We start from the raw sequence: 24,547 nt of genomic DNA, 5'->3' as shown, positions 1-24,547 counted from the left end.
TTCTTCTTTATAGAAGAGATTTGAAACAAAGCACATTCGGTGTGCAAATGAGCAAGTCAAACTTAACTTTTTTGGAGAGTTTGATCCTGGCTCAGGACGAACGCTGGCGGCGTGCCTAATACATGCAAGTCGAGCGCGGGAAGCGAGTGGATCCCTTCGGGGTGAAGCTCGTGGAACGAGCGGCGGACGGGTGAGTAACACGTGGGCAACCTGCCTGTAAGATCGGAATAACCCCGGGAAACCGGGGCTAATGCCGGGTAATACTTTCTTTCGCATGAAGGAAAGTTGAAAGATGGCTTCTCGCTATCACTTACAGATGGGCCCGCGGCGCATTAGCTAGTTGGTGAGGTAACGGCTCACCAAGGCGACGATGCGTAGCCGACCTGAGAGGGTGATCGGCCACACTGGGACTGAGACACGGCCCAGACTCCTACGGGAGGCAGCAGTAGGGAATCTTCCGCAATGGACGAAAGTCTGACGGAGCAACGCCGCGTGAACGATGAAGGTCTTCGGATCGTAAAGTTCTGTTGTTAGGGAAGAACAAGTACCGTGCGAATAGAACGGTACCTTGACGGTACCTAACGAGGAAGCCCCGGCTAACTACGTGCCAGCAGCCGCGGTAATACGTAGGGGGCAAGCGTTGTCCGGAATTATTGGGCGTAAAGCGCGCGCAGGCGGTTCCTTAAGTCTGATGTGAAAGCCCACGGCTCAACCGTGGAGGGTCATTGGAAACTGGGGAACTTGAGGACAGAAGAGGAGAGTGGAATTCCACGTGTAGCGGTGAAATGCGTAGATATGTGGAGGAACACCAGTGGCGAAGGCGACTCTCTGGTCTGTTTCTGACGCTGAGGTGCGAAAGCGTGGGTAGCAAACAGGATTAGATACCCTGGTAGTCCACGCCGTAAACGATGAGTGCTAGGTGTTAGGGGGTTTCCACCCCTTAGTGCTGAAGTTAACGCATTAAGCACTCCGCCTGGGGAGTACGGCCGCAAGGCTGAAACTCAAAGGAATTGACGGGGGCCCGCACAAGCGGTGGAGCATGTGGTTTAATTCGAAGCAACGCGAAGAACCTTACCAGGTCTTGACATCCTTGGACAACCCTAGAGATAGGGCTTTCCCTTCGGGGACCAAGTGACAGGTGGTGCATGGTTGTCGTCAGCTCGTGTCGTGAGATGTTGGGTTAAGTCCCGCAACGAGCGCAACCCCTAATCTTAGTTGCCAGCATTCAGTTGGGCACTCTAAGGTGACTGCCGGTGACAAACCGGAGGAAGGCGGGGATGACGTCAAATCATCATGCCCCTTATGACCTGGGCTACACACGTGCTACAATGGATGGTACAAAGGGCAGCGAAGCCGCGAGGTGTAGCAAATCCCATAAAACCATTCTCAGTTCGGATTGCAGGCTGCAACTCGCCTGCATGAAGCCGGAATCGCTAGTAATCGCGGATCAGCATGCCGCGGTGAATACGTTCCCGGGCCTTGTACACACCGCCCGTCACACCACGAGAGTTGGCAACACCCGAAGTCGGTGAGGTAACCTTTTTGGAGCCAGCCGCCGAAGGTGGGGCCAATGATTGGGGTGAAGTCGTAACAAGGTAGCCGTATCGGAAGGTGCGGCTGGATCACCTCCTTTCTAAGGATATTACGGAAACGTACTGTGTTGGTTGTTCAGTTTTGAGAGATCAAACGATCTTTCAACTTGTGAACCTTGAAAACTGGATAAGGAATCATTGTTTCATCTAACGATGAGACATTTGATGACAAGACATCTAATTGAAATTGTAAACGTCTTTTCACGAAGATAGTTAAGTGAATAAGGGCGCACGGTGGATGCCTTGGTACTAGGAGCCGATGAAGGACGGGACTAACACCGATATGCTCCGGCGAGCCGTAAGTAGGCTTTGACCCGGAGATTTCCGAATGGGGAAACCCACTGTTCGTAATGGAACAGTATCCTATACTGAATACATAGGTATAGGCAGGCACACCCGGGGAACTGAAACATCTAAGTACCCGGAGGAAGAGAAAGCAAACGCGATTTCCCAAGTAGCGGCGAGCGAAACGGAATCAGCCCAAACCAGAAAGCTTGCTTTCTGGGGTTGTAGGACACTCCATTGGAGTTACCAAAGAGGAAGATAGGCGAATCGATCTGGAAAGGTCAGCCAGAGCAGGTAACAGCCCTGTAGTCGAAATCTTTCTCTCTCCGGAGTGGATCCTGAGTACGGCGGAACACGAGGAATTCCGTCGGAATCCGGGAGGACCATCTCCCAAGGCTAAATACTCCCTAGTGACCGATAGTGAACCAGTACCGTGAGGGAAAGGTGAAAAGCACCCCGGAAGGGGAGTGAAAGAGAACCTGAAACCGTGTGCCTACAAGTAGTCGGAGCCCGTTAATGGGTGACGGCGTGCCTTTTGTAGAATGAACCGGCGAGTTACGACCGTATGCGAGGTTAAGCAGCAGAAGCGGAGCCGCAGCGAAAGCGAGTCTGAATAGGGCGAGTGAGTATGCGGTCGTAGACCCGAAACCGTGTGATCTACCCATGTCCAGGGTGAAGGTCAGGTAACACTGACTGGAGGCCCGAACCCACGCAAGTTGAAAATTGCGGGGATGAGGTGTGGGTAGGGGTGAAATGCCAATCGAACACGGAGATAGCTGGTTCTCTCCGAAATAGCTTTAGGGCTAGCCTCAGAATAGAAAGTCATGGAGGTAGAGCACTGATTGGACGAGGGGCCCCTATCGGGTTACCGAATTCAGTCAAACTCCGAATGCCATAGACTTTGTTCTGGGAGTCAGACCGTGGGTGATAAGGTTCATGGTCGAGAGGGAAACAGCCCAGACCGCCAGCTAAGGTCCCAAAGTGTGTGTTAAGTGGAAAAGGATGTGGAGTTGCTTAGACAACCAGGATGTTGGCTTAGAAGCAGCCATCATTCAAAGAGTGCGTAATAGCTCACTGGTCGAGTGACTCTGCGCCGAAAATGTACCGGGGCTAAACACACCACCGAAGCTGCGGATTGATCTTATGATCAGTGGTAGGAGAGCGTTCTAAGGGCCGTGAAGTCAGACCGTAAGGACTGGTGGAGCGCTTAGAAGTGAGAATGCCGGTATGAGTAGCGAAAAAAGAGTGAGAATCTCTTTCACCGAATGCCTAAGGTTTCCTGAGGAAGGCTCGTCCTCTCAGGGTTAGTCGGGACCTAAGCCGAGGCCGAAAGGCGTAGGCGATGGACAACAGGTTGATATTCCTGTACCACCTCCTTTCCGTTTGAACGACGGGGGGACGCAGGAGGATAAGGAGAGCGCGCCACTGGATGTGCGCGTCCAAGCAGTGAGACGGTCGGATAGGCAAATCCGTCCGGCAACGTCAAGCTGTGATGGGGAGGGAAATAAAGTACCGAAGCTCCTGAGTTCACACTGCCAAGAAAATCCTCTAGTGAGGAAAGAGGTGCCCGTACCGCAAACCGACACAGGTAGGCGAGGAGAGGATCCTAAGGTGAGCGGGAGAACTCTCGTTAAGGAACTCGGCAAAATGACCCCGTAACTTCGGGAGAAGGGGTGCTCCTCTGCCGAGGAGCCGCAGTGAAAAGGCCCAAGCGACTGTTTACCAAAAACACAGGTCTCTGCGAAGCCGTAAGGCGAAGTATAGGGGCTGACACCTGCCCGGTGCTGGAAGGTTAAGGGGATGCGTTAGCTTATGCGAAGCGTTGAACCGAAGCCCCAGTAAACGGCGGCCGTAACTATAACGGTCCTAAGGTAGCGAAATTCCTTGTCGGGTAAGTTCCGACCCGCACGAAAGGTGCAACGACTTGGGCACTGTCTCAACGAGAGACCCGGTGAAATTATACTATGTGTGAAGATGCACATTACCCGCGACAGGACGGAAAGACCCCGTGGAGCTTTACTGTAGCCTGATATTGAATGTTGGTACAGCTTGTACAGGATAGGTAGGAGCCTTGGAAGCCGGAGCGCTAGCTTCGGTGGAGGCGCTGGTGGGATACTACCCTGGCTGTACGGACATTCTAACCCAGGACCGTGATCCGGTCCGGAGACAGTGTCAGGTGGGCAGTTTGACTGGGGCGGTCGCCTCCCAAAAGGTAACGGAGGCGCCCAAAGGTTCCCTCAGAATGGTTGGAAATCATTCGCAGAGTGTAAAGGCACAAGGGAGCTTGACTGCGAGACCTACAAGTCGAGCAGGGACGAAAGTCGGGCTTAGTGATCCGGCGGTTCCGCATGGAAGGGCCGTCGCTCAACGGATAAAAGCTACCCCGGGGATAACAGGCTTATCTCCCCCAAGAGTCCACATCGACGGGGAGGTTTGGCACCTCGATGTCGGCTCATCGCATCCTGGGGCTGTAGTCGGTCCCAAGGGTTGGGCTGTTCGCCCATTAAAGCGGTACGCGAGCTGGGTTCAGAACGTCGTGAGACAGTTCGGTCCCTATCCGTCGTGGGCGTTGGAAATTTGAAAGGAGCTGTCCTTAGTACGAGAGGACCGGGATGGACACACCGCTGGTGTACCAGTTGTTCCGCCAGGAGCATCGCTGGGTAGCTACGTGTGGTCGGGATAAGTGCTGAAAGCATCTAAGCATGAAGCCCCCCTTGAGATGAGATTTCCCTTTGCTTTAAGCAAATAAGATCCCTCAGAGACGATGAGGTTGATAGGTCCGAGGTGGAAGCGTGGTGACACGTGGAGCTGACGGATACTAATGGATCGATGACTTATCTATCTGATTATAATCATTCGTGAATGGCAATTGCTTTTCAAACAAGATGTTTCCTTATCCAGTTTTGAGGGTTCACCTCAAACTTTATATTGATGTGGTGGTGAAGGCGAAGAGGTCACACCTGTTCCCATGCCGAACACAGCAGTTAAGCTCTTCAGCGCCGATGGTAGTCGGGTTTACCCCCGTGAGAGTAGGACGCCGCCACGTCATTTGAAAAACCAGAAGATCATTCTTCTGGTTTTTTTCTATATCAACTCCCTTAAACATAGACATAAAGAAAGGAGGGGTAGATTGAACTGGTCATATTTTTTTCATGATGACATTCTTTTGTTTATATTCCGGTTATTCTTTGCACTTATTCTTTCAGGGTTGATTGGATTTGAAAGGGAAGTTAAAAATCATTCGGCGGGATTCCGGACCCATATCCTTGTGGGCGTCGGGGCTTGTATGATGATGCTCCTTTCTTTGTATGGATTTGAAACGTTCATTGATGAATATGAACATGTCCGTTTCGATCCAGCTCGTATCCCGTCCTATGTCATTAGTGGTATTGGGTTTTTAGGAGCAGGAACAATTATCGTCAATGGGATGACGATCAGAGGATTAACAACAGCAGCATCCATATGGACGGTGGCAGGGATTGGTCTTGTCGTTGGTGCAGGAATGTATGATGTGGCAACGGTCACAACGATTTTCGTGCTTATGAGCTTAGTCTTCCTCAATAAAATAGAAAAAGAAAAGTTTAATGGGAATCGGAAAAATATTTACCAAGTGACCATCGCTAAGGATGCACCGGTCAATAATGTATTAACTGTATTTGAACACATGAACCTGGAAATCAGGAAAATAGATATTGTTGCTTTGGACCAAAGCCAAAAGAAAGTAGTCGTTGAACTGAATAAAGGACAAAGGTATAATCGATCCCTTCTTTTAGAGCGTCTGTCTTTGATGGATGGTGTAGAAGAATGCGGACATCAGTATTAAAGGGCTGCACAGTTGATTCTGTGCAGCTTTTTTGTTTTATTTCATGGGGAAAAGGGGAAACATAGAAGATGTAATTCTCCTAAACAAACAAGTTGCATGACAAAAGAAAATGAGTATAATAAAATTAAAGTCAAAGATAGTCAAAGTCAAAAGAGGGGGAGGGAGCATGAGGAATATCTCTGATGTTATTGAAGAATATCTCAAGGAGATCTTAGATGAAAATCGGCACCAGGCAATTGAGATCAAGCGTAGTGAACTTGCCGAGAAATTTGATTGTGTACCTTCTCAAATCAATTATGTGATTAAGACACGTTTTACTGTGGAAAAAGGTTATATAGTGGAAAGTAAAAGAGGAGGCGGCGGATATATTCGTATCAGCCGAATCCAACACCGCAAAGGATCGGAAATGATTGAAGAGGTGATGGAGCTCATCAATCCCCATGTTTCCCAATCGAAAGCCATCGATGTGCTTGAGCGGTTGGTAGACTATGAGATCATCACTGATCGTGAAAGCAAACTGATGGCAAGTGTCATCGATCGCGACGTCCTTGCTTTTTCTTTACCACTTCGTGATGAAGTACGCGCGCGAATCATGACAGCCATGCTATTCACCCTTAAATATAAGTGTTGAGCGAGAAGGGAGAGATTCAGATGGAGTGTCAGAAATGTCATCAGCGTCCTGCTACCGTCCATTTGACGCAGGTGATTAATGGTCAAAAATCAGAAGTCCATGTATGTGAAAAATGTGCGAAAGAAAATGGGTACATGAATTACGGGGAAGAGAACTTCACCTTGAATGATCTCCTTTCAGGTCTATTTCATTCCGAGGGACCTTCTCCTTTAAAAGGGCAGAGCGCTCACTCATATAGTCAAAAACCAAAACTTAAATGTCCTAATTGCGGGCTCAGCTACGAGGAGTTTGCAAGGATCGGAAAGTTTGGTTGTGCGGACTGCTATAAAACGTTCGATGAACGTCTGAATCCCATTCTGCGCCGTGTTCACAGTGGGAACACCAGACATGATGGTAAGATTCCCAAACGTGAAGGTGGCAACTTGCACCTTAAAAAAGAGATGGAAGAATATAAAACTAATCTTCGACAATTAATTGAGCAGGAAGAATTCGAAGAGGCAGCGAAAGTTAGAGATAAGATCAGATCTTTAGAAAGTCAACTGCATCATAGGGAGGATGGTGATGAGTAATGTCTTTGCAGCAATTCATGAATGAAGCAATCAGTCCATGGATGAAACAAGAGGGTCCGGACAGCGATATTGTACTCAGCAGCCGTATACGACTTGCTCGTAACTTTTCCCAGCATCCTTTTCCTATCATTGCTTCTGAAGAGACTTTGAATAAAGTATTGGAATTTTTTCAAGAAGAGTTCCAACAGGAGTCTTTCAGAGATTATAAAGATTTTGAGCTGGTCCAAATGAAAGATTTACAGCCGATTGAAAAGAGAGTACTGGTAGAAAAACATTTGATCAGTCCACATTTAGCTGAGAAAGCGGATAAGTCGGCGTCTCTCATTTCACAAAATGAACAAGTATCAATCATGATTAATGAAGAGGACCACATTCGCATACAGTTATATTTCCCTGGCTTTCAGTTGGATCAAGCACTTGAACAAGCTAGCCAATTGGATGATTGGCTCGAAGAAAAAGTGAATTATGCTTTTGATGAGAAACGGGGGTACTTAACCGCCTGTCCGACCAATGTGGGTACGGGGATGAGAGCCTCTGTCATGATGCATTTGCCCGCCCTCTCCATGACTAATCAAATCAACCGTATGACGCCGGCCATTAACCAGCTGGGTCTTGTTGTAAGAGGCATTTACGGAGAAGGCAGTGAAGCTCTGGGGAATATTTATCAAATATCCAATCAGATTACCCTTGGTAAATCAGAAGAGGATATTGTTGAAGATCTTCACAGTGTGGTAAAGCAGCTGATTGAACAGGAGAGGAAAGCCAGAGAGGCATTGATGACCCGTTCGAGTATTCACTTGGAAGACCGTATCTTTCGTTCCTATGGTGTTTTGACCAATAGTCGAATCATAGAATCTAAGGAGGCCGCGAAATGCCTTTCTGATCTGAGATTGGGCATCGATTTAGGATTCATCGATCATATCCCGCGTACGATCTTAAATGAATTGATGGTTCTTACACAGCCCGGATTCTTGCAACAATACGCTAAGTCTACTTTATCCCCTGATGAAAGGGATATAAGGAGAGCATCTTTAATTCGCGAACGACTTCAATTAGAAAATGAAGAATAATGTTAGGAGGGAATGTCCATGATGTTTGGGCGATTTACAGAAAGAGCACAAAAAGTATTGGCGCTGGCACAGGAAGAAGCTGTTCGATTAGGTCACAATAACATCGGTACAGAGCATATCCTTTTAGGGTTAGTCAGTGAAGGAGAAGGCATTGCTGCTAAGGCTCTGACTGCATTAGGTCTTGAGTCTTCAAAAATCCAGCAGGAAGTAGAGAAATTAATCGGTAAGGGAGAGAAAGTTTCCCAAACGATTCATTATACACCTCGTGCGAAAAAAGTTATTGAGCTTTCCATGGATGAAGCTCGTAAACTGGGACACTCTTACGTGGGAACAGAACATATTCTTCTTGGATTGATCCGTGAAGGAGAAGGCGTAGCTGCACGTGTACTGAATAATTTGGGTGTGAGCTTGAACAAAGCCCGTCAACAAGTTTTACAACTCCTTGGAAATAATGAGTCCACAGGGGGTCAAAATCGTCGTGGTGGAGGAACAGGTGCTCAGGCGGCGAATGCGAATACGCCGACCCTCGATTCACTTGCCCGTGACCTTACAGCGATTGCGAAAGAGGGCAACATTGACCCTGTCATCGGTCGTAGTAAAGAAATCGAGCGTGTCATTCAAGTATTGAGCCGTCGTACGAAAAATAACCCGGTTCTTGTCGGTGAACCTGGTGTTGGTAAAACAGCCATCGCCGAAGGTCTGGCTCAGCAGATCATGAATAATGAAGTCCCTGAAATCCTTCGTGATAAGCGAGTAATGACTCTTGATATGGGTACTGTCGTTGCGGGTACCAAGTATCGTGGTGAATTTGAAGACCGTTTGAAAAAAGTGATGGAAGAGATCCGTCAGGCGGGGAACATCATCCTGTTCATTGACGAGCTTCACACGTTGATCGGTGCAGGTGGTGCAGAGGGTGCCATTGATGCATCCAATATTCTTAAGCCGTCTCTTGCCCGTGGTGAATTGCAATGTATCGGTGCAACCACCCTTGATGAGTATCGTAAATATATTGAAAAGGATGCGGCACTTGAGCGCAGATTCCAGCCTATTCAAGTGGATGAACCGAATCTTGATGAATCCATCCAAATCTTACAAGGCCTGCGCGACCGTTATGAAGCCCACCACCGTGTAACGATTACAGATGATTCAATCGAATCTGCGGTCCGTTTCTCTGATCGTTACATCACAGACCGTTTCTTACCGGATAAAGCGATCGACCTGATCGATGAGGCTGCATCCAAAGTTCGTCTTCGCTCCTATACTGCTCCACCGAACTTGAAAGAGTTAGAGCAGAAGCTTGAGGAAGTGCGAAAAGAGAAGGATGCAGCTGTCCAGAGTCAGGAATTTGAGAAAGCAGCTTCTTTAAGAGACAGTGAACAGCGCTTGAGAGATGAGTTGGAACAAACGAAAGATGAGTGGAAAGAAAAACAAGGCCAGGAAGATTCCGAGGTTACAGTTGAAGACATTGCTTCTGTCGTATCCACATGGACAGGAGTGCCTGTCTCCAAGATGACGAAAGATGAGAGCGAACGCCTTCTCCATCTTGAAGATACGCTTCATAACCGTGTAATCGGCCAGGAAGAAGCGGTCAAAGCAATTTCCAAAGCGATCCGCCGCGCCCGTGCCGGACTTAAAGATCCAAAACGTCCAATCGGTTCATTTATTTTCCTTGGACCTACAGGGGTCGGTAAAACAGAGCTTGCTCGTGCGTTAGCAGAAAGCATGTTCGGAGAAGAAGATGCGATGATTCGGATTGACATGTCCGAATACATGGAAAAACACAGCACGTCCCGTCTTGTCGGTTCACCTCCAGGTTACGTCGGTTATGAGGAAGGCGGACAATTAACAGAGAAAGTACGCAACAAGCCATACTCTGTCGTCCTGCTTGATGAAATTGAAAAAGCGCACCCGGAAGTGTTCAACATTTTACTCCAGGTTCTTGAAGATGGTCGTCTGACCGATTCCAAAGGACGCGTCGTTGACTTCCGTAACACAGTTCTGATCATGACCTCCAACGTAGGAGCTCAAGAATTGAAGCAGAATAAATATGTTGGCTTCTCTATGGGTGATACGGATCAGGACTACAAAGACATGAAGTCTAAAGTTACGGATGCGTTGAAGAAAGCTTTCCGTCCGGAATTCTTGAACCGTATTGATGAAACGATTGTGTTCCACTCCCTGGAGAGAAAACACATGAAAGATATCGTAACATTGATGGTCGAAGAATTGCGTAAACGCCTGAAAGAACAAGAGATCGACTTCGTCTTGTCTGATGCTGCTATCCAGCACATTGCGGAATCAGGGTTCGATCCAGAGTACGGAGCACGTCCATTACGCCGTTCTATTCAGAAGAATGTTGAAGATCTGCTTTCTGAAGAACTCTTAAAAGAGAACATTGCCAAAGGGCAGAGTGTGAAAATCGATCTTGATGACGATAAGAACTTTGTCGTCCACACGCAGCAAGAGTCAACAAATTAAATAGTTGTATAGTAGCAGGAAGGCTTGTTTTACAGAAGGTAGAAAGAACACGGAGGAAGGGCTGCTCCCCTTCTTCTATTTCACCGAAACCTATCATAAAGTGAACAGAGCCTAAGAAAAATCGGAAGGGTTTGCCTTCCGATTTTTTTCATCTTCCGCTATGATTTTACTAGAATGATTTAATATGATTGATAAGATTGTGAAACTTCTTCACAATCTTTTACGTATAAAATAATAAGAATAAGGAGCGAGATAGTCTTGGCAAAAAGAAAAACGAAGTTTGTTTGCCAGGAATGTGGGTATGAGACACCTAAATGGATGGGAAAATGCCCGGGGTGTAATCAATGGAACACGCTGGTCGAAGAAATGGCGGCTGCTCCGGCGAATTCCAGACATGTGTTTCAGACGAGCTCCACTTCCGCAACAACGAAACCAGAAAAAATCACACAGATCAAGTCTCAAAAAGAACCGCGTATGCCGACGGATATGCCCGAGTTTAACCGGGTTTTAGGTGGAGGAATCGTAGCGGGATCTTTAGTTTTGATCGGCGGAGATCCGGGAATCGGTAAATCCACTCTTTTACTCCAAGTCTCTGCGCAGATCGCAAAAAAAGACTTTCCCGTCCTCTACATATCCGGGGAGGAGTCATCCAGACAAACGAAGCTTCGAGCGGAACGTTTGGATATTACATCCGATGAACTCTATGTTCTATCGGAAACGAACTTACAGGATGTTATCAACCAGATTGAAAACATTGAACCAAAGTTTGTAGTTATAGACTCCATACAAACAATCTTTAAAGAAGACGTCACTTCTGCTCCAGGGAGCGTTTCTCAAGTACGTGAGTGTACGAGTCATTTAATGAGAATCGCTAAAAGCAAAGGTATTCCAATTTTTATCGTGGGGCATGTTACTAAAGAAGGTTCCATTGCGGGCCCCCGTCTGCTTGAACATATGGTGGATGCCGTCCTTTACTTCGAAGGGGAGCGGCATCATACGTTCAGAATTCTAAGAAGTGTGAAAAACCGTTTCGGAAGCACTCATGAAATGGGGATCTTCGAAATGAAGGAGAAAGGTTTGGAAGAGGTGCTGAACCCTTCTGAGATCTTCCTGGAAGAACGATCACAAGGGGCCGCGGGTTCGATAGTGGTTGCTTCTATGGAGGGGACAAGGCCGGTTCTTGTAGAGATTCAAGCGCTGATCTCTCCTACGGCTTACGGAAACCCGAGAAGGATGGCTACAGGCCTTGATAACAGCCGGGTTCCACTTTTAATGGCCGTGTTGGAAAAGAGAGCAGGGCTCCTGCTTCAGAACCAGGATGCATACGTAAAAGTCGCTGGTGGAGTGAAGTTGGATGAGCCGGCGATTGACTTAGCTGTGGCGATCAGCATTGCCTCAAGTTTTCGGGATCAATCTCCAAATGGAGATGATGTCGTCGTTGGGGAAGTTGGTTTGACGGGTGAGATACGAAGAGTTGCAAGAATTGAGCAAAGAGTCCAGGAAGCTGCAAAATTAGGCTTCAAAAGGGTCATCATTCCCAAGAAGAACATGGATGGCTGGACGCCTCCTTCTCAAATCGAAGTGATCGGTGTCAGTACCGTTCAGGAGGCGATGAAGGTAACACTGGGGGATTCATAAATGGAATGGCATGAAATCAACGAAAATGGAATCGGAGAAATTCTTCAGCTGGTGGCCCCTGGCACACCACTGAGAGATGGTATTGATAACGTCCTGCGTGCAAAAACAGGAGGATTGATTGTGCTCGGATACGGCGATCATATGCGCGATCTCGTGGATGGCGGGTTCCATATCCAGTCTGATTTCACGCCCGCCCACCTTTACGAATTGGCGAAAATGGATGGGGCGTTAATTTTAAATGACGAAGGGACGCGCATTCTTTATGCCAATGCACAATTGATGCCGGACCCGGATATTCTGTCCACGGAAACGGGGATGAGACACCGGACGGCCGAACGTGTGGCTAAACAAACGGGGGCTCTCGTTATAGCTATATCTCAACGCCGTAATGTGATCACTTTGTATAAAGGCTCTCTCCGTTATTCGCTGAAAGATATTGGTGTCATTTTGACAAAGGCGAATCAGGCGATTCAGACACTGGAAAAGTATAAAAATGTGCTCGATCAAAGCGTGACAAACCTCGGTGCGATGGAGTTTGAAAACATGGTTTCCTTTTCTGAAGTTGTCCAGGTCGTTCACCGGATTGAAATGGTTCTTCGGACGAAGACAGAGATTTTGAACTATGTAAATGAGCTTGGTACAGAGGGGCGTTTGATTCAACTGCAATTAACGGAATTAGTTTCGAATATTGAAGATGAGGCCACATTGCTCCTGCGTGATTACAGTAAGCGTCCTGATTATGAACCCTATTATATATTGAGAAAAATGCAGGAAATCACCAATACGGAACTTCTCTCCGATGAGCAGGTATTGAAACTTATGGGGTATTCACCCAATACGAAGTTGTCGGACCCTATCGTTCCAAGAGGGTACCGTATTTTAAGCCGGATTCCCAGACTCCCCGTACTCATTATTGAACACTTGGTCGAGAGGTTCGGTACGCTGGAAGAACTGATCCAGGCTTCTCCGAAAGAGCTGGTTGAAGTTGATGGTGTCGGAGAGATCCGTGCGATGAAAATCAGAGATGGCCTTGACCGCATACAAGAACAGTTGTTCGTAGATCGACATATATAAGAATATTGACTTATTTGTGAACAATGTGATATGATAATTTGTTTACTCATTGACTTAATTTGGAAGTTATGCTAAGTTATAAACCATCATTCCTTTTTTATATGGTTAATGGTTGTTAGGTTTGGTCATACTGTGTTTGAGGAGGTGAATACAAGTGCTTAAACGTATCGTACAGTTGTTTATTGTCATAACCGGCGGAACCATCGGTTACCTCTATTTTCCAGAGCTGTTTACAACCATGGGGCTGACCTGGCAGAATTGGATGCAATCTGTCTTAGGGGCCGTACTAGGAGCACTTATATTATTTTTATTTACTTTTTGGATTGTGGATTATATTGTCGATTTTTTAAGGTGGGTCGAAGATACCCTCGTCCGGGCACCGGTAGCGGACTTGCTGTTCGGAAGTCTCGGTTTGATTGTTGGGCTGATCATTGCCTACTTGATCAATATCCCTGTACAAGATATCCAGATTCAAGTGGTTAACCAGGTCGTCCCGATCTTTTTAACCTTCTTATTAGGTTACTTCGGTTTTCAAGTTGGTTTTAAGCGGAAAGACGAATTCTTGAACTTGGTTTCAAAGAAAGACAAGAAGCCGGAAGATGAACTTCAAGGAGATTCTACGGTCGATCCTGCTTTGGTACCGAAACGAAAGATTTTAGATACAAGTGTCATCATTGATGGCCGCATCGCGGATATTTGTGATACACATTTCCTTGAAGGAACGATTGTGATCCCACAATTCGTATTGGAAGAATTGCAGCACATCGCTGATTCATCCGATGGCCTGAAAAGAAACCGTGGTCGTCGTGGATTGGATGTCTTGAACCGCCTTCAAAAAGATCTGCCTGTAAATGTTGAAATTTATGAAGGTGATTTCGAAGACATTCAGGAAGTAGACAGTAAGCTTGTGAAACTTGCGAAGGTCATGGACGGAATTGTTGTCACCAACGATTTCAACTTGAATAAAGTTTGTGAGTTTCAAAATGTCCAAGTCTTGAACATTAATGATCTTGCGAATGCTGTGAAACCGGTCGTGCTTCCTGGAGAAGAGATGACAATCCAAGTCATTAAAGATGGGAAAGAGCAGAATCAAGGGGTCGCCTACCTGGATGACGGCACAATGATCGTCGTCGAAGAAGGGAAAGACTTTATCGGAAAGACGATTGAAGTTGTAGTCACCAGTGTGTTGCAGACATCGGCCGGTCGTATGATCTTTGCAAAGCCGAAATCACTTGAAAAAGCCTTGTAAAAACGGTATAAACAAATAGAGAATGACAAAAGTGATAACATGCGTGTTATCGCTTTTGTTGTTTTATGAACGTCTAAACAAACGTAGGATGGATACGCATGAAAAAATATACAGCTATCATACTTGCGGCGGGACAGGGCAAGCGGATGCTCGCTGGTCGCAATAAGCAGTTTTTGAAAATCGGTGACCAACCGTTGATCTGTCACACTCTTTCCGTCTTTGATCAGGATGAGTGGTGTGAAGAGTTGATTTTAGTAACTAATGAACGTGAACGATCTCAGATGGAGGAACTTTTACAAGAATATCCGCTCCGTCACTCCGTTCACCTCGTTGATGGTGGAGCGGAACGTCAGGATAGTGTATTTGCAGGACTGGAAGCTGTCAGGCACAGAGAACTTCCTGTGTTTATTCATGATGGAGCGCGCCCGTTTGTACCCCGGGAGCTCTTACACGAATTGTCTGTGACGGCCTGCGAAAAAGAAGCCGCTCTTCTTGCTGTACCTGTGACGGATACGATCAAGCAGAAGTCGGATCTAGGTTTGGATACATTGGATAGAAGCACTCTATGGGCGGCTCAGACGCCTCAAGCCTTTTCTTATGATTTGATTTATGAAGCGCATGAACAAGCAAGGAAAAGCAGATACTACGGCACAGATGACGCTTCTCTCGTCGAGCGGTTGGACAAAGAAGTGGCCATCGTGAAGGGAAGCTATGACAATATCAAGCTTACGACCCCTGAGGACTTACATAAAGCCCAAGCTTACTTGAGTAATCAAAGAAATGGAAAGGTGGAGGATGGCCCTATGTTTCGTGTCGGCCAAGGATTTGATGTACACCAATTGACGGAAGGACGACCCTGCATCATTGGAGGAATTGAAATCCCTCATGAGAAGGGTCTTCTTGGGCATTCAGATGCAGATGTTCTCCTGCACACAATCGCAGATGCGTGTCTTGGAGCGATTGGCGAAGGGGATATCGGTAAACATTTTCCAGACACAGATCCTGCGTTTAAAGATGCAGACTCCGGCAAATTGCTTCAGCACGTGTGGGATATTGTGACAGAGCATGGGTATGAACTTGGGAATATGGATTGTACGGTCATTGCCCAAGCCCCTAAAATGGCTCCTTATATTGAGCAAATCCGTGAAAATATCGCTTCCCTCCTTAGAGTGGAACCGGGACGGATCAACGTGAAAGCAACGACTACAGAAAAACTAGGTTTTACGGGTCGGAAAGAAGGAATTGCCGCACAAGCAGTGGTCCTTTTGCAAAATAATCAGCATTCCTAAACAAAAAATGATAAAATAAGTCAAGGATATAGACCGGAATAGGAAAGGAGAACAATTATGTCTAACGAAGTACGGGTGCGCTATGCACCAAGTCCAACAGGGCACCTTCATATTGGTAATGCAAGGACGGCTCTATTCAACTACCTTTATGCGAAAAATGCAGGTGGAAAGGTAATCATTCGTATTGAGGATACGGATGAAAAGCGAAACGTCGAGGGTGGAGAAAAGAGCCAGCTCGACTACTTGAATTGGTTGGGAATCGAATGGGACGAGAGTTCAGAAAAAGGGGGCGAATACGGTCCCTACCGTCAGATGGAACGTCTGGATATTTATAAGAAATATGTCGACGAATTGATGGAACGCGGTCTTGCATACAAATGCTATATGACATCAGAAGAGCTTGAAGCAGAACGTGAAGCGCAAATGGCACGAGGGGAAGCGCCAAAATACTCTGGTGCGCACCGCGACCTTACAGAGGAACAAATCGCAGCATTTGAAGCGGAGGGCCGCAAGCCTAGTATTCGTATCCGCGTTCCTGAAAACCATACGTACACGTTCAACGATATCGTCCGTGGTGACATTACTTTTGAATCCAGCGATTTTGGTGATTGGGTCATCGTTAAGCAGAACGGAACACCAACGTATAATTTCGCTGTTGCGATTGATGATTACTTAATGAAAATCACACACGTTCTTCGTGGGGAAGAGCATATTTCCAATACACCGAAACAAATGATGGTGTATGAAGCTTTCGATTGGGAACCTCCGAAGTTCGGTCATATGACTTTGATCCTAAACGAAGAGCGCAAAAAACTGAGTAAGCGTGATCAGCACATTCTTCAGTTTATTGAGCAATATAAAAACCTTGGTTATCTTCCAGAAGCTCTCTTCAACTTCATCACTTTATTAGGCTGGTCACCAGTCGGGGAAGAAGAAATTTTCACCCAGGACAAGCTTGTTGAGATCTTCGATGCAGATCGACTATCTACTTCACCAGCGGTTTTCGATCCGGCGAAACTGAAGTGGATGAACAATCAGTACATCAAAGCGTCTGACCTGGACCGCGTAGTCGATCTTGCCCTTCCTCATTTAGTTGAGGCTGGACGTTTGTCTCAAGATATGAGCGAGGAAGATCGCAAGTGGTCGCGCGAACTGATCAGCCTTTATCAGGAACAATTGAGCTACGGAGCCGAAATCGTCGAGCTGACCGAATTGTTCTTCAAGCAGGAAATTCAGTATGATGAAGCTGCGATGGAAGTCCTTGAAGGGGAACAAGTACCGGAAGTATTGGAAACGTTCAAGAAAAACCTTCATGAGCTTGAAGAATTCACACCAGAAAACATTAAAAAGCAAATCAAAGCGGTTCAGAAGGAGACGGGGCATAAAGGGAAGAAGTTGTTTATGCCTGTCCGTGTAGCCACCACAGGTCAAACCCATGGCCCAGAGCTTCCAAACGCGATTCATTTGCTTGGTTTAGAAACGGTAACGGTCCGTCTGAATGATGTATTAAACAAGTTGCAAGCTTAATTCGTTCACAAGTGGGAAAGAATATCATATAGTAGAGATACCTATACGAAACGTTGATGAGGAGAAGTAAGAGGCCCCTCTCTTCTACAGAGAGAATCACCATGGCTGGAAGTGATTCGTTGAGAAGCCTTTGAAATGCACCTCGGAGTCTTTGGCAGAACGAAGTATGCTGAAGCGGGTACCTTCCGTTATCAAGGGTGAAGCGGGGAAAGGCGTAAAAGCCGATCCCAAACAGAGTGGAACCACGTTCGACGCGTCTCTGTGCCATTGGCACAAAGGCGCGTTTTTTATTTTTATTGGGACCGCTTCTGTTTCAGTACAAGGAGGGGAGCAAGTATGGGGCTGTTCAAAATGTTTAAAGAAGATGTCGATGTGGTGTTCGATCAAGATCCTGCTGCTCGTTCTTATATTGAAGTGATCCTGACGTATTCAGGACTGCATGCGATATGGGCACACCGGGTGGCCCATGCTTGTCACAAACGGAAGTTTTTCTTCCTTGCCCGGCTCATTTCCCAGTGGAGCCGCTTCCTGACAGGCATTGAAATCCATCCCGGAGCGAAAATCGGGCGTCGTTTCTTCATCGACCACGGCATGGGGGTTGTCATCGGGGAAACGTGTGAGATTGGAGATAATGTGACGATATTTCAAGGAGTGACGCTCGGAGGGACGGGGAAAGAAAAAGGCAAAAGACATCCCACTCTTCTTGATAACTCATTAGTAGCCACGGGAGCGAAAGTGCTGGGGTCGATCACGATTGGGGAGAACTCAAAAGTAGGGGCCGGTTCTGTCGTGCTCCACGATGTTCCGAACAATTCGACAGTTGTCGGTATCCCTGGTCATGTTGTCATCCAAGATGGTAAGAAGGTCCAAAAGAAGGATCTGGACCATCATAAACTTCCCGACCCTGTGTACGACCGTTTGAACGAGATCGAGAAAGAAATGGCGGAGCTGCGCAAACAATTGGAGGAAACCAAAGGAGTGAACCAACATGGCAATTAACATATACAATACACTGACAAGAAAAAAAGAACCGTTCCAGCCGCTGGAAGAAGGAAAAGTGAAAATGTACGTTTGCGGTCCGACGGTTTATAACTACATTCACATCGGCAATGCAAGACCGGCCATTGTTTTTGATACGGTCAGAAGATATTTTGAATACAGAGGCTATGATGTGCACTATGTGCTCAACTTTACGGATGTCGATGACAAGTTGATTAAAGCAGCAAATGAAATGGGTGAAGGGGTCACAGATATCGCCAATCGTTTCATTACGGCTTACAAAGAAGATGTCGGTGCACTAGGCGTGAAAGAAGCCGTGGATCATCCGCGTGTCACGGAAAACATGGATGAGATTATCAGCTTTATCCAGGGGTTGATTGACAAAGGGTTCGCTTATGAAGCGGGAGGGGACGTGTATTTCCGTACGCGGTCCTTCGATCAATATGGAAAGCTTTCTCACCAGTCCATTGATGAGTTAAGGTCAGGGTCCCGCATTGAAGTGGGGGATAAAAAAGAAGACCCGCTTGATTTCACCCTTTGGAAAGATGCGAAGGAAGGCGAAATCACTTGGGAAAGTCCTTGGGGGAGCGGGCGCCCGGGCTGGCATATCGAGTGCTCGGCAATGGCTAAGAAATATCTTGGCGAAACGATCGATATCCACGCAGGCGGGCAGGATTTGACTTTCCCGCACCACGAAAATGAGATCGCGCAATCAGAAGCACATAACGGGGAATCTTTTGCCCGTTACTGGATGCATAACGGGTACATTAATATTGATAATGAAAAAATGTCGAAGTCCCTCGGAAACTTCATCCTTGCCCATGACCTTGTGAAGAAGCACGACCCTCAAGTGATCCGCTTTTTCATGCTGAGTGTGCAATACCGGCATCCGATCAACTTCAGTGATGAGTTGTTGAAAGGGGCGAAAAGCAGCTTTGATCGCATCAAGAATGCGTATGAGAACATCCAGCACCGGAAGAATTCCACGATGAGTTTGGAAGAAGATCAAAGCGAATGGCTTGATAAAGTGGCTGGTTTTAAAGAGCAGTTCATTAAGGAAATGGATGATGACTTCAACACAGCGAATGCGATTTCCGTCTTGTTCGATTTAACTAAAGCTGCGAACCTTTATTTACAGGAGGACCAGACTCATGAAAAGGTCTTAACGGCTTTTGAAGAGTTGTTCGAAGAATTGACAGGTGTTCTCGGTATTCAGCTTCAGGCGCAGGAAGAACTGCTGGATGAGGAAGTGGATGCTCTGATCGAAGAGCGTAAACAAGCTAGAAAGAACCGTGATTTCGCGCGTGCCGATGAAATTCGTGATGAGTTGAAAGATCGAAACATCATCCTTGAAGATACATCTCAGGGCACGAGATGGAAGCGGGGGTAAGGCTATGGCGATCGCAAATGCGAAACAGATGAAGAGTCTTGCCCTCGCCTATATGGGCGACTCTGTTTATGAACTTTACGTCAGGCAGCATCTGCTTGAAAAAGGAGAGGTTATGCCTCAACACCTTCACCAGGCAGCGATCCAGTTCGTGTCGGCTGTTTCGCAGGCGGGTGTCGTCCGTGTATGGCAGGAAGAAGGAAGGCTCACGGAAGAAGAAGAAGGTGTGCTTAGAAGGGGACGGAACGCAAAATCCGGATCCGTCCCTAAGAATACCAATGTACAGACCTATCGATATTCGACCGCATTCGAAGCAGTGTTGGGATATTTATATTTATCCGGACAAACGGAGCGGCTGGAAACATTGATACAGCATGCCATTCAAATTGTTGAAGAAAGGAGTGAAGCGTAATGAATGGAGAATGGATCATCGGAAAGAATTCAGTCCAGGAAGCCATCCGGTCAGGCAGACCGATCAATAAAGTGATGGTATCGGATCAGCTGCAGCACCAGGCGTATAAAAAGCTTGAACAGCTGGCCAAAGAACAGGGACTCATTGTCCAAAAAGTGCCGAAGAAGAAAATAGACCAGCTCGCTGATGGAAACCACCAGGGGGTTATTGCTTCTGTAGCTGCGTATGAATACAGTGATTTGGAAGATTTATTTGCGAAAGCGGAAGAAAAGGACGAGCCTCCATTTTTCATTATTTGTGATGAAATTGAAGATCCTCATAACCTCGGTTCCATTCTGCGGACGGCAGATGCGGCAGGAGCACATGGGGTCATCATTCCGAAAAGGCGTTCGGTGTCTTTAACGGCAACCGTTGCAAAAACGTCGACAGGGGCGATCGAATATATTCCGGTTGCTCGTGTAACGAACCTTGCGAGGACCATTGATGAGTTAAAAGAAAGGTTTGTCTGGGTGGTCGGAACAGATGCTGTCGGCACAGAAGATTATCGCCAGCTTGATGGGAACATGCCGATTGCCCTCGTCATTGGAAGTGAAGGCCGCGGCATGAGCCGATTAACGAAAGATAAATGCGATTGGACGGTCAGCCTGCCGATGGCTGGAGAAGTGACTTCTTTGAACGCGTCCGTAGCGGCTTCCCTGTTGATGTACGAAGTCTATAGGAAGCGTCATCCGTTAGGGGAGTAAGGCATGAACGTCTTAATCGTCGATGGATATAACATGATTGGCGCTTGGCCGGAATTGAAAAATTTAAAGGAGAAAGATCTCGGGCAGGCCCGGGATCTCCTTATAGAAATGATGGCGGAGTATCAATCTTATACCGGGGACCGGATCATGGTTGTTTTTGATGCTTATCATGTCCGGGGAGTTGAAAAAAAACAAAAAAATTACAAAGTGGAAGTCATCTTTACAAAAGAAAATGAAACCGCTGATGAACGGATCGAAAAACTGGCTGGAGAATTGAATGACGTTCGTACTCAAGTTTATGTAGCGACGTCAGATTATGCGGAACAACGCACCATTTTCGGGCAGGGAGCCTTCAGAAAATCAGCAAGAGAGCTGTATATCGAAGTGAAGAATATAGAAAACCAAATAGAGAAAGATGTCGAAAGCCAGAATCAATATCCCTATCAATCTAAAATACCAATTAATAAAGAGGTCAGGGAACTTTTTGAGAAATGGCGGCGAGGAGATAAATAATTCTGACAACTTGTTGACGCTTTTCAGAATCGTACTGTATAATATTGCTATATTGAGGTAGCACGGTCGGAGGGATCCTGTGTGAGCATCTTACAAACGGAGAAAAGCACCAACGATTTGGATCTTAGCAAGCTTGATGACGAAGAAGTCGTTGAACGGATTAATCAAGGACAAGTCCAGGCGCTGGATTATTTGATCAATAAGTACAAGAATTTTGTGCGCGCGAAAGCTCGGACTTACTTTCTCATTGGCGCAGACCGGGAGGATATCGTCCAGGAAGGGATGATCGGTCTTTACAAAGCCATCCGCGATTACAGAGAAGGCAAGTTATCATCCTTCAAAGCCTTTGCAGAATTATGTGTCACCCGTCAAATTATCACCGCAATTAAAACTGCCACAAGACAGAAGCATATCCCATTGAATTCCTACGTTTCTTTGGACAAGCCCATTTATGATGAGGAATCGGATCGGACATTATTGGATGTCATCGCTGGTTCAAAAGCTATCGACCCACAAGAATTGATTGTTAATAAAGAAAAGTTTTCAGACATGGAAGAGAAAATGTCGGAGTTATTAAGTGATTTAGAGAAAAAAGTGCTGACCCTCTACTTGGATGGACGTTCCTACCAGGAGATTTCGGTTGAGCTCGATCGACACGTGAAATCTATTGATAACGCTTTACAACGTGTGAAGAGAAAGCTCGAAAAATATTTGGAAATCAATGAAATCACTCTATGAAAGCTGCATTGACAGTAATCGGTAAGAGTGCTACATTTAGTGAGTATGTGTAAACCTCTCTAGATTGAGGTGACGGATAATGAGAAAAAAAGTCATATTAGCTTGTACAGAATGTTTAAGTCGGAATTATAGTTCATATATAAATCGATCCAACCAATCCGAACGTCTTGAAGTCCGCAAGTTTTGTAAAAAGTGCGGAACGCATACTTTACATCGCGAGACGAAATAGAGAAGGAAGCCAGTTGGCGCAAGTTTGGGGGTATTACAGCATGTTTAAGTTCTTCAAGAATGTAGCACGAGAGATGAAGAAGGTGAGTTGGCCTAAAGGTCAGGAACTGTGGAAGTACACGGTTACAGTTATTTTGACTGTCGCTTTCGTAGCTGTATTCTTCGCTATTGTAGATCTTGGGATTTCCCAAGTGATTGAACTCATCGCTCAAGAATAGTAGAGTGGATTTTATGCTATAATAGGAGATAGACTTACAAAAAACCCGTCCCGCGGGTTTTTTCATGTTGGAGTAATATTCATCAACTCTAGTATAAGGGAGGGAAGGGCAAGCACTTGTCCTGCGAATATGGAAAAAAGATGGTATGTAGTGCACACCTATTCAGGTTATGAGAACAAGGTGAAAACCAACCTGGAGAAGCGTGTGGAATCAATGGGAATGGAAGACAAAATCTTCCGTGTTCTTGTTCCCGAGGACGAAGAAGCAGAAATTAAAAATGGCAAGAGGAAAGTGGCAAAGAAAAAAGTATTTCCCGGCTATGTATTGGCTGAAATGGTCATGACAGATGATTCCTGGTACGTGGTACGTAATACACCGGGTGTAACTGGTTTCGTAGGATCCACCGGTTCCGGATCTAAGCCGATCCCTCTCCTGCCTGAAGAAGTAGAAACGGTTCTTAAGCGCATGGGTATGAACGAACAGCCGAAAGCAGAGGTTGACTTCGAAGTGAAGGAAAGTGTTAAAGTAACAGACGGACCTTTCGCAAACTTCACAGGATCCATTGAATATATTGATACGGACAAGCAGAAAGTGAAAGTCCACGTGAATATGTTCGGACGTGAAACTCCGGTAGAGTTAGACTTTACCCAAATCGAAAAATTATAAAATTCATCTCTCCCCTTGCATATTGGAAATAAAGATGCTAGAATTTTTATGTTCTATATGCGCCCCAAAAGAGGGCGATTGCGTAGATATCGCAATGAGTGGGAGGGGTTGAACCCTATTACCACATCACGGACTTTAAGGAGGTGTGTCTCGTGGCTAAAAAAGTTATTAATGTTGTAAAGCTTCAGATTCCTGCAGGTAAAGCGAACCCAGCACCGCCGGTTGGACCAGCACTAGGTCAAGCAGGTATTAACATCATGGGATTCTGTAAGGAATTTAACGCTCGTACACAGGAACAAGCAGGTACGATCATTCCAGTAGAAATTACGGTTTATGAGGACCGTTCCTTTACATTCGTTACAAAAACTCCACCAGCTGCTGTTCTTCTTAAGAAAGCGGCAGGAGTTGAATCAGGTTCCGGTGAACCGAACCGTAACAAAGTAGCTTCTGTTAAGCGCGACCAAGTACGCGAAATCGCAGAAACGAAAATGCCTGATTTGAACGCTGCTGACGTTGAAGCTGCAATGCGCATGGTTGAAGGTACAGCGCGCAGCATGGGAATCACGATCGAAGATTAATCCCACAGCGTCACATGGAGATAGGAAAAGGTTGCGGAAATGGAGCTTGTGACTCTTTCGCAACCTTTATTCGTGGGAGGAAAATCCGTTAAAACCACAACGAGGAGGAAATTAATAATGGCTAAGAAATCAAAAAAGCAACAAGAGCTAGCGAAGCTTGTTGACCGTACAAAAGCTTACGATGTGCAAGAAGCCATCAAGCTTGTAAAAGAAACTTCAAAAGCGAACTTTGACGAAACTGTCGAAGCAGCATTCCGTCTAGGTGTAGATCCTAAGAAAGCGGACCAGCAGATCCGTGGCGCTATGGTGCTTCCGCACGGTACAGGTAAATCTCAGCGTGTGCTTGTTTTCGCTAAAGGTGATAAAGCGAAAGAAGCAGAAGCAGCAGGTGCTGACTACGTAGGTGAACAAGACCTAATCAACAAGATCAACCAAGGTTGGTTCGATTTTGATGTCGTAGTAGCAACTCCTGACATGATGGCTGAAGTTGGTAAACTAGGTCGAGTACTAGGACCAAAAGGTCTTATGCCGAACCCTAAAACAGGTACAGTGACATTCGAAGTAGAAAAAGCTGTTAACGAAATCAAAGCTGGTAAAGTAGAATACCGCGTTGATAAAGCAGCGAACATCCACGTTCCAATCGGAAAAGCATCTTTCGATGAGAACAAGCTGGCTGAAAACTTCGCAGCAATCACTGAAACACTTGTTAAAGCGAAGCCACAAGCATCTAAGGGAACTTATATGCGTAACGCTGCTGTTTCATCTACGATGGGACCTGGAATCAAAGTAGACGTTTCTGGTTACACGAAGTAATAAAAAAGTGTTGACTTTCCGTTATCT

At 46.2% G+C, this 24,547-nt stretch carries 21 protein-coding genes, 3 rRNA genes and 1 other annotated feature; all 24 genes read left to right on the top strand.

All coding sequences use genetic code 11. The features are described 5' to 3' along the window. Positions 1-68: 68 nt before the first annotated feature. The 24 genes from ACQ4XT_RS04895 to rplA all read left to right on the top strand — a co-directional run bounded on the left by ACQ4XT_RS04895 (position 69) and on the right by rplA (position 24,520). Positions 69-1,633 (top strand): 16S ribosomal RNA (locus tag ACQ4XT_RS04895). A gap of 170 nt (positions 1,634-1,803) precedes the next feature. Beyond that, a 23S ribosomal RNA gene (locus ACQ4XT_RS04890) occupies positions 1,804-4,719 on the top strand. Positions 4,720-4,809: 90 nt separating this feature from the next. Beyond that, a 5S ribosomal RNA gene (rrf, locus tag ACQ4XT_RS04885) occupies positions 4,810-4,923 on the top strand. Together the 16S, 23S and 5S rRNA genes form the textbook arrangement of a ribosomal RNA operon. An 84-nt stretch (positions 4,924-5,007) precedes the next feature. Further along, complete coding sequence (locus tag ACQ4XT_RS04880; protein WP_446852703.1) at positions 5,008-5,700, top strand: MgtC/SapB family protein; 693 nt, start codon at positions 5,008-5,010, stop codon at positions 5,698-5,700. A 166-nt stretch (positions 5,701-5,866) separates the two neighbouring features. Then, a complete protein-coding gene (locus ACQ4XT_RS04875; protein WP_089654461.1) occupies positions 5,867-6,331 on the top strand; it encodes a CtsR family transcriptional regulator in 465 nt (154 codons plus the stop codon). A gap of 20 nt (positions 6,332-6,351) precedes the next feature. Further along, entirely contained in the window at positions 6,352-6,900 is a 549-nt protein-coding gene (mcsA, locus tag ACQ4XT_RS04870) for a protein-arginine kinase activator protein McsA (RefSeq protein WP_446852702.1), read from the top strand. Continuing rightward, positions 6,900-7,970 (top strand): protein-arginine kinase McsB, encoded by a 1,071-nt coding sequence (gene mcsB / locus ACQ4XT_RS04865; protein WP_446852701.1) that lies wholly within the window; start codon positions 6,900-6,902, stop codon positions 7,968-7,970. The genes mcsA and mcsB overlap by 1 nt, the downstream gene beginning before the upstream one ends. Before the next feature lie 18 nt (positions 7,971-7,988). After that, positions 7,989-10,448 carry an ATP-dependent protease ATP-binding subunit ClpC gene (gene clpC / locus ACQ4XT_RS04860; RefSeq protein WP_446852700.1) on the top strand — a complete coding sequence of 820 codons (2,460 nt, stop codon included), beginning with the start codon at positions 7,989-7,991 and terminating at the stop codon, positions 10,446-10,448. A gap of 258 nt (positions 10,449-10,706) precedes the next feature. Then, entirely contained in the window at positions 10,707-12,086 is a 1,380-nt protein-coding gene (gene radA, locus ACQ4XT_RS04855; protein ID WP_446852699.1) for a DNA repair protein RadA, read from the top strand. Further along, a complete protein-coding gene (disA, locus tag ACQ4XT_RS04850; protein WP_206948234.1) occupies positions 12,087-13,160 on the top strand; it encodes a DNA integrity scanning diadenylate cyclase DisA in 1,074 nt (357 codons plus the stop codon). A gap of 154 nt (positions 13,161-13,314) precedes the next feature. Next, the gene (locus tag ACQ4XT_RS04845) at positions 13,315-14,409 is read left to right on the top strand and encodes a PIN/TRAM domain-containing protein (RefSeq protein WP_446852698.1); all 1,095 of its coding nucleotides are present in this window, start codon (positions 13,315-13,317) and stop codon (positions 14,407-14,409) included. Positions 14,410-14,507: 98 nt separating this feature from the next. Beyond that, a complete protein-coding gene (locus ACQ4XT_RS04840; protein ID WP_446852697.1) occupies positions 14,508-15,698 on the top strand; it encodes a bifunctional 2-C-methyl-D-erythritol 4-phosphate cytidylyltransferase/2-C-methyl-D-erythritol 2,4-cyclodiphosphate synthase in 1,191 nt (396 codons plus the stop codon). A gap of 57 nt (positions 15,699-15,755) precedes the next feature. After that, on the top strand, positions 15,756-17,225 hold the full coding sequence (gltX, locus tag ACQ4XT_RS04835) for a glutamate--tRNA ligase (RefSeq protein WP_446852696.1): 1,470 nt from the start codon (positions 15,756-15,758) through the stop codon (positions 17,223-17,225). Between the two features lie 44 nt (positions 17,226-17,269). Further along, positions 17,270-17,489, top strand: a binding site (T-box leader). Positions 17,490-17,567: 78 nt separating this feature from the next. After that, the gene (gene cysE, locus ACQ4XT_RS04830; protein ID WP_146818519.1) at positions 17,568-18,224 is read left to right on the top strand and encodes a serine O-acetyltransferase; all 657 of its coding nucleotides are present in this window, start codon (positions 17,568-17,570) and stop codon (positions 18,222-18,224) included. Next, entirely contained in the window at positions 18,214-19,614 is a 1,401-nt protein-coding gene (gene cysS, locus ACQ4XT_RS04825) for a cysteine--tRNA ligase (RefSeq protein WP_446852695.1), read from the top strand. Before cysE ends, cysS begins: the two co-directional genes overlap by 11 nt. Positions 19,615-19,618: 4 nt before the next feature. Continuing rightward, on the top strand, positions 19,619-20,023 hold the full coding sequence (locus ACQ4XT_RS04820; protein ID WP_446852694.1) for a Mini-ribonuclease 3: 405 nt from the start codon (positions 19,619-19,621) through the stop codon (positions 20,021-20,023). Continuing rightward, positions 20,023-20,766: a 23S rRNA (guanosine(2251)-2'-O)-methyltransferase RlmB gene (gene rlmB, locus ACQ4XT_RS04815; RefSeq protein WP_446852693.1), complete on the top strand. Its 744-nt coding sequence runs from the start codon at positions 20,023-20,025 to the stop codon at positions 20,764-20,766. Before ACQ4XT_RS04820 ends, rlmB begins: the two co-directional genes overlap by 1 nt. Before the next feature lie 3 nt (positions 20,767-20,769). Beyond that, complete coding sequence (locus ACQ4XT_RS04810) at positions 20,770-21,279, top strand: NYN domain-containing protein (protein WP_226594750.1); 510 nt, start codon at positions 20,770-20,772, stop codon at positions 21,277-21,279. Between the two features lie 81 nt (positions 21,280-21,360). After that, positions 21,361-22,017 (top strand): RNA polymerase sporulation sigma factor SigH, encoded by a 657-nt coding sequence (gene sigH / locus ACQ4XT_RS04805; protein WP_089654448.1) that lies wholly within the window; start codon positions 21,361-21,363, stop codon positions 22,015-22,017. Between the two features lie 79 nt (positions 22,018-22,096). Next, positions 22,097-22,246 carry a 50S ribosomal protein L33 gene (rpmG, locus tag ACQ4XT_RS04800; protein ID WP_074736204.1) on the top strand — a complete coding sequence of 50 codons (150 nt, stop codon included), beginning with the start codon at positions 22,097-22,099 and terminating at the stop codon, positions 22,244-22,246. A gap of 40 nt (positions 22,247-22,286) precedes the next feature. Then, entirely contained in the window at positions 22,287-22,463 is a 177-nt protein-coding gene (gene secE, locus ACQ4XT_RS04795; RefSeq protein WP_446855589.1) for a preprotein translocase subunit SecE, read from the top strand. Between the two features lie 129 nt (positions 22,464-22,592). Beyond that, positions 22,593-23,129 carry a transcription termination/antitermination protein NusG gene (gene nusG, locus ACQ4XT_RS04790; protein WP_146818487.1) on the top strand — a complete coding sequence of 179 codons (537 nt, stop codon included), beginning with the start codon at positions 22,593-22,595 and terminating at the stop codon, positions 23,127-23,129. Between the two features lie 152 nt (positions 23,130-23,281). Next, positions 23,282-23,707: a 50S ribosomal protein L11 gene (gene rplK / locus ACQ4XT_RS04785; RefSeq protein WP_035511717.1), complete on the top strand. Its 426-nt coding sequence runs from the start codon at positions 23,282-23,284 to the stop codon at positions 23,705-23,707. Positions 23,708-23,824: 117 nt separating this feature from the next. Next, on the top strand, positions 23,825-24,520 hold the full coding sequence (rplA, locus tag ACQ4XT_RS04780) for a 50S ribosomal protein L1 (RefSeq protein ID WP_146818485.1): 696 nt from the start codon (positions 23,825-23,827) through the stop codon (positions 24,518-24,520). The last annotated feature ends 27 nt before the right edge of the window (positions 24,521-24,547 follow it).

It is taken from the genome of Halobacillus sp. 12SKB (assembly GCF_052941655.1).
Note: the sequence above shows the minus strand (reverse complement) of the source record. Positions and strands in the feature narration are given on the sequence as shown.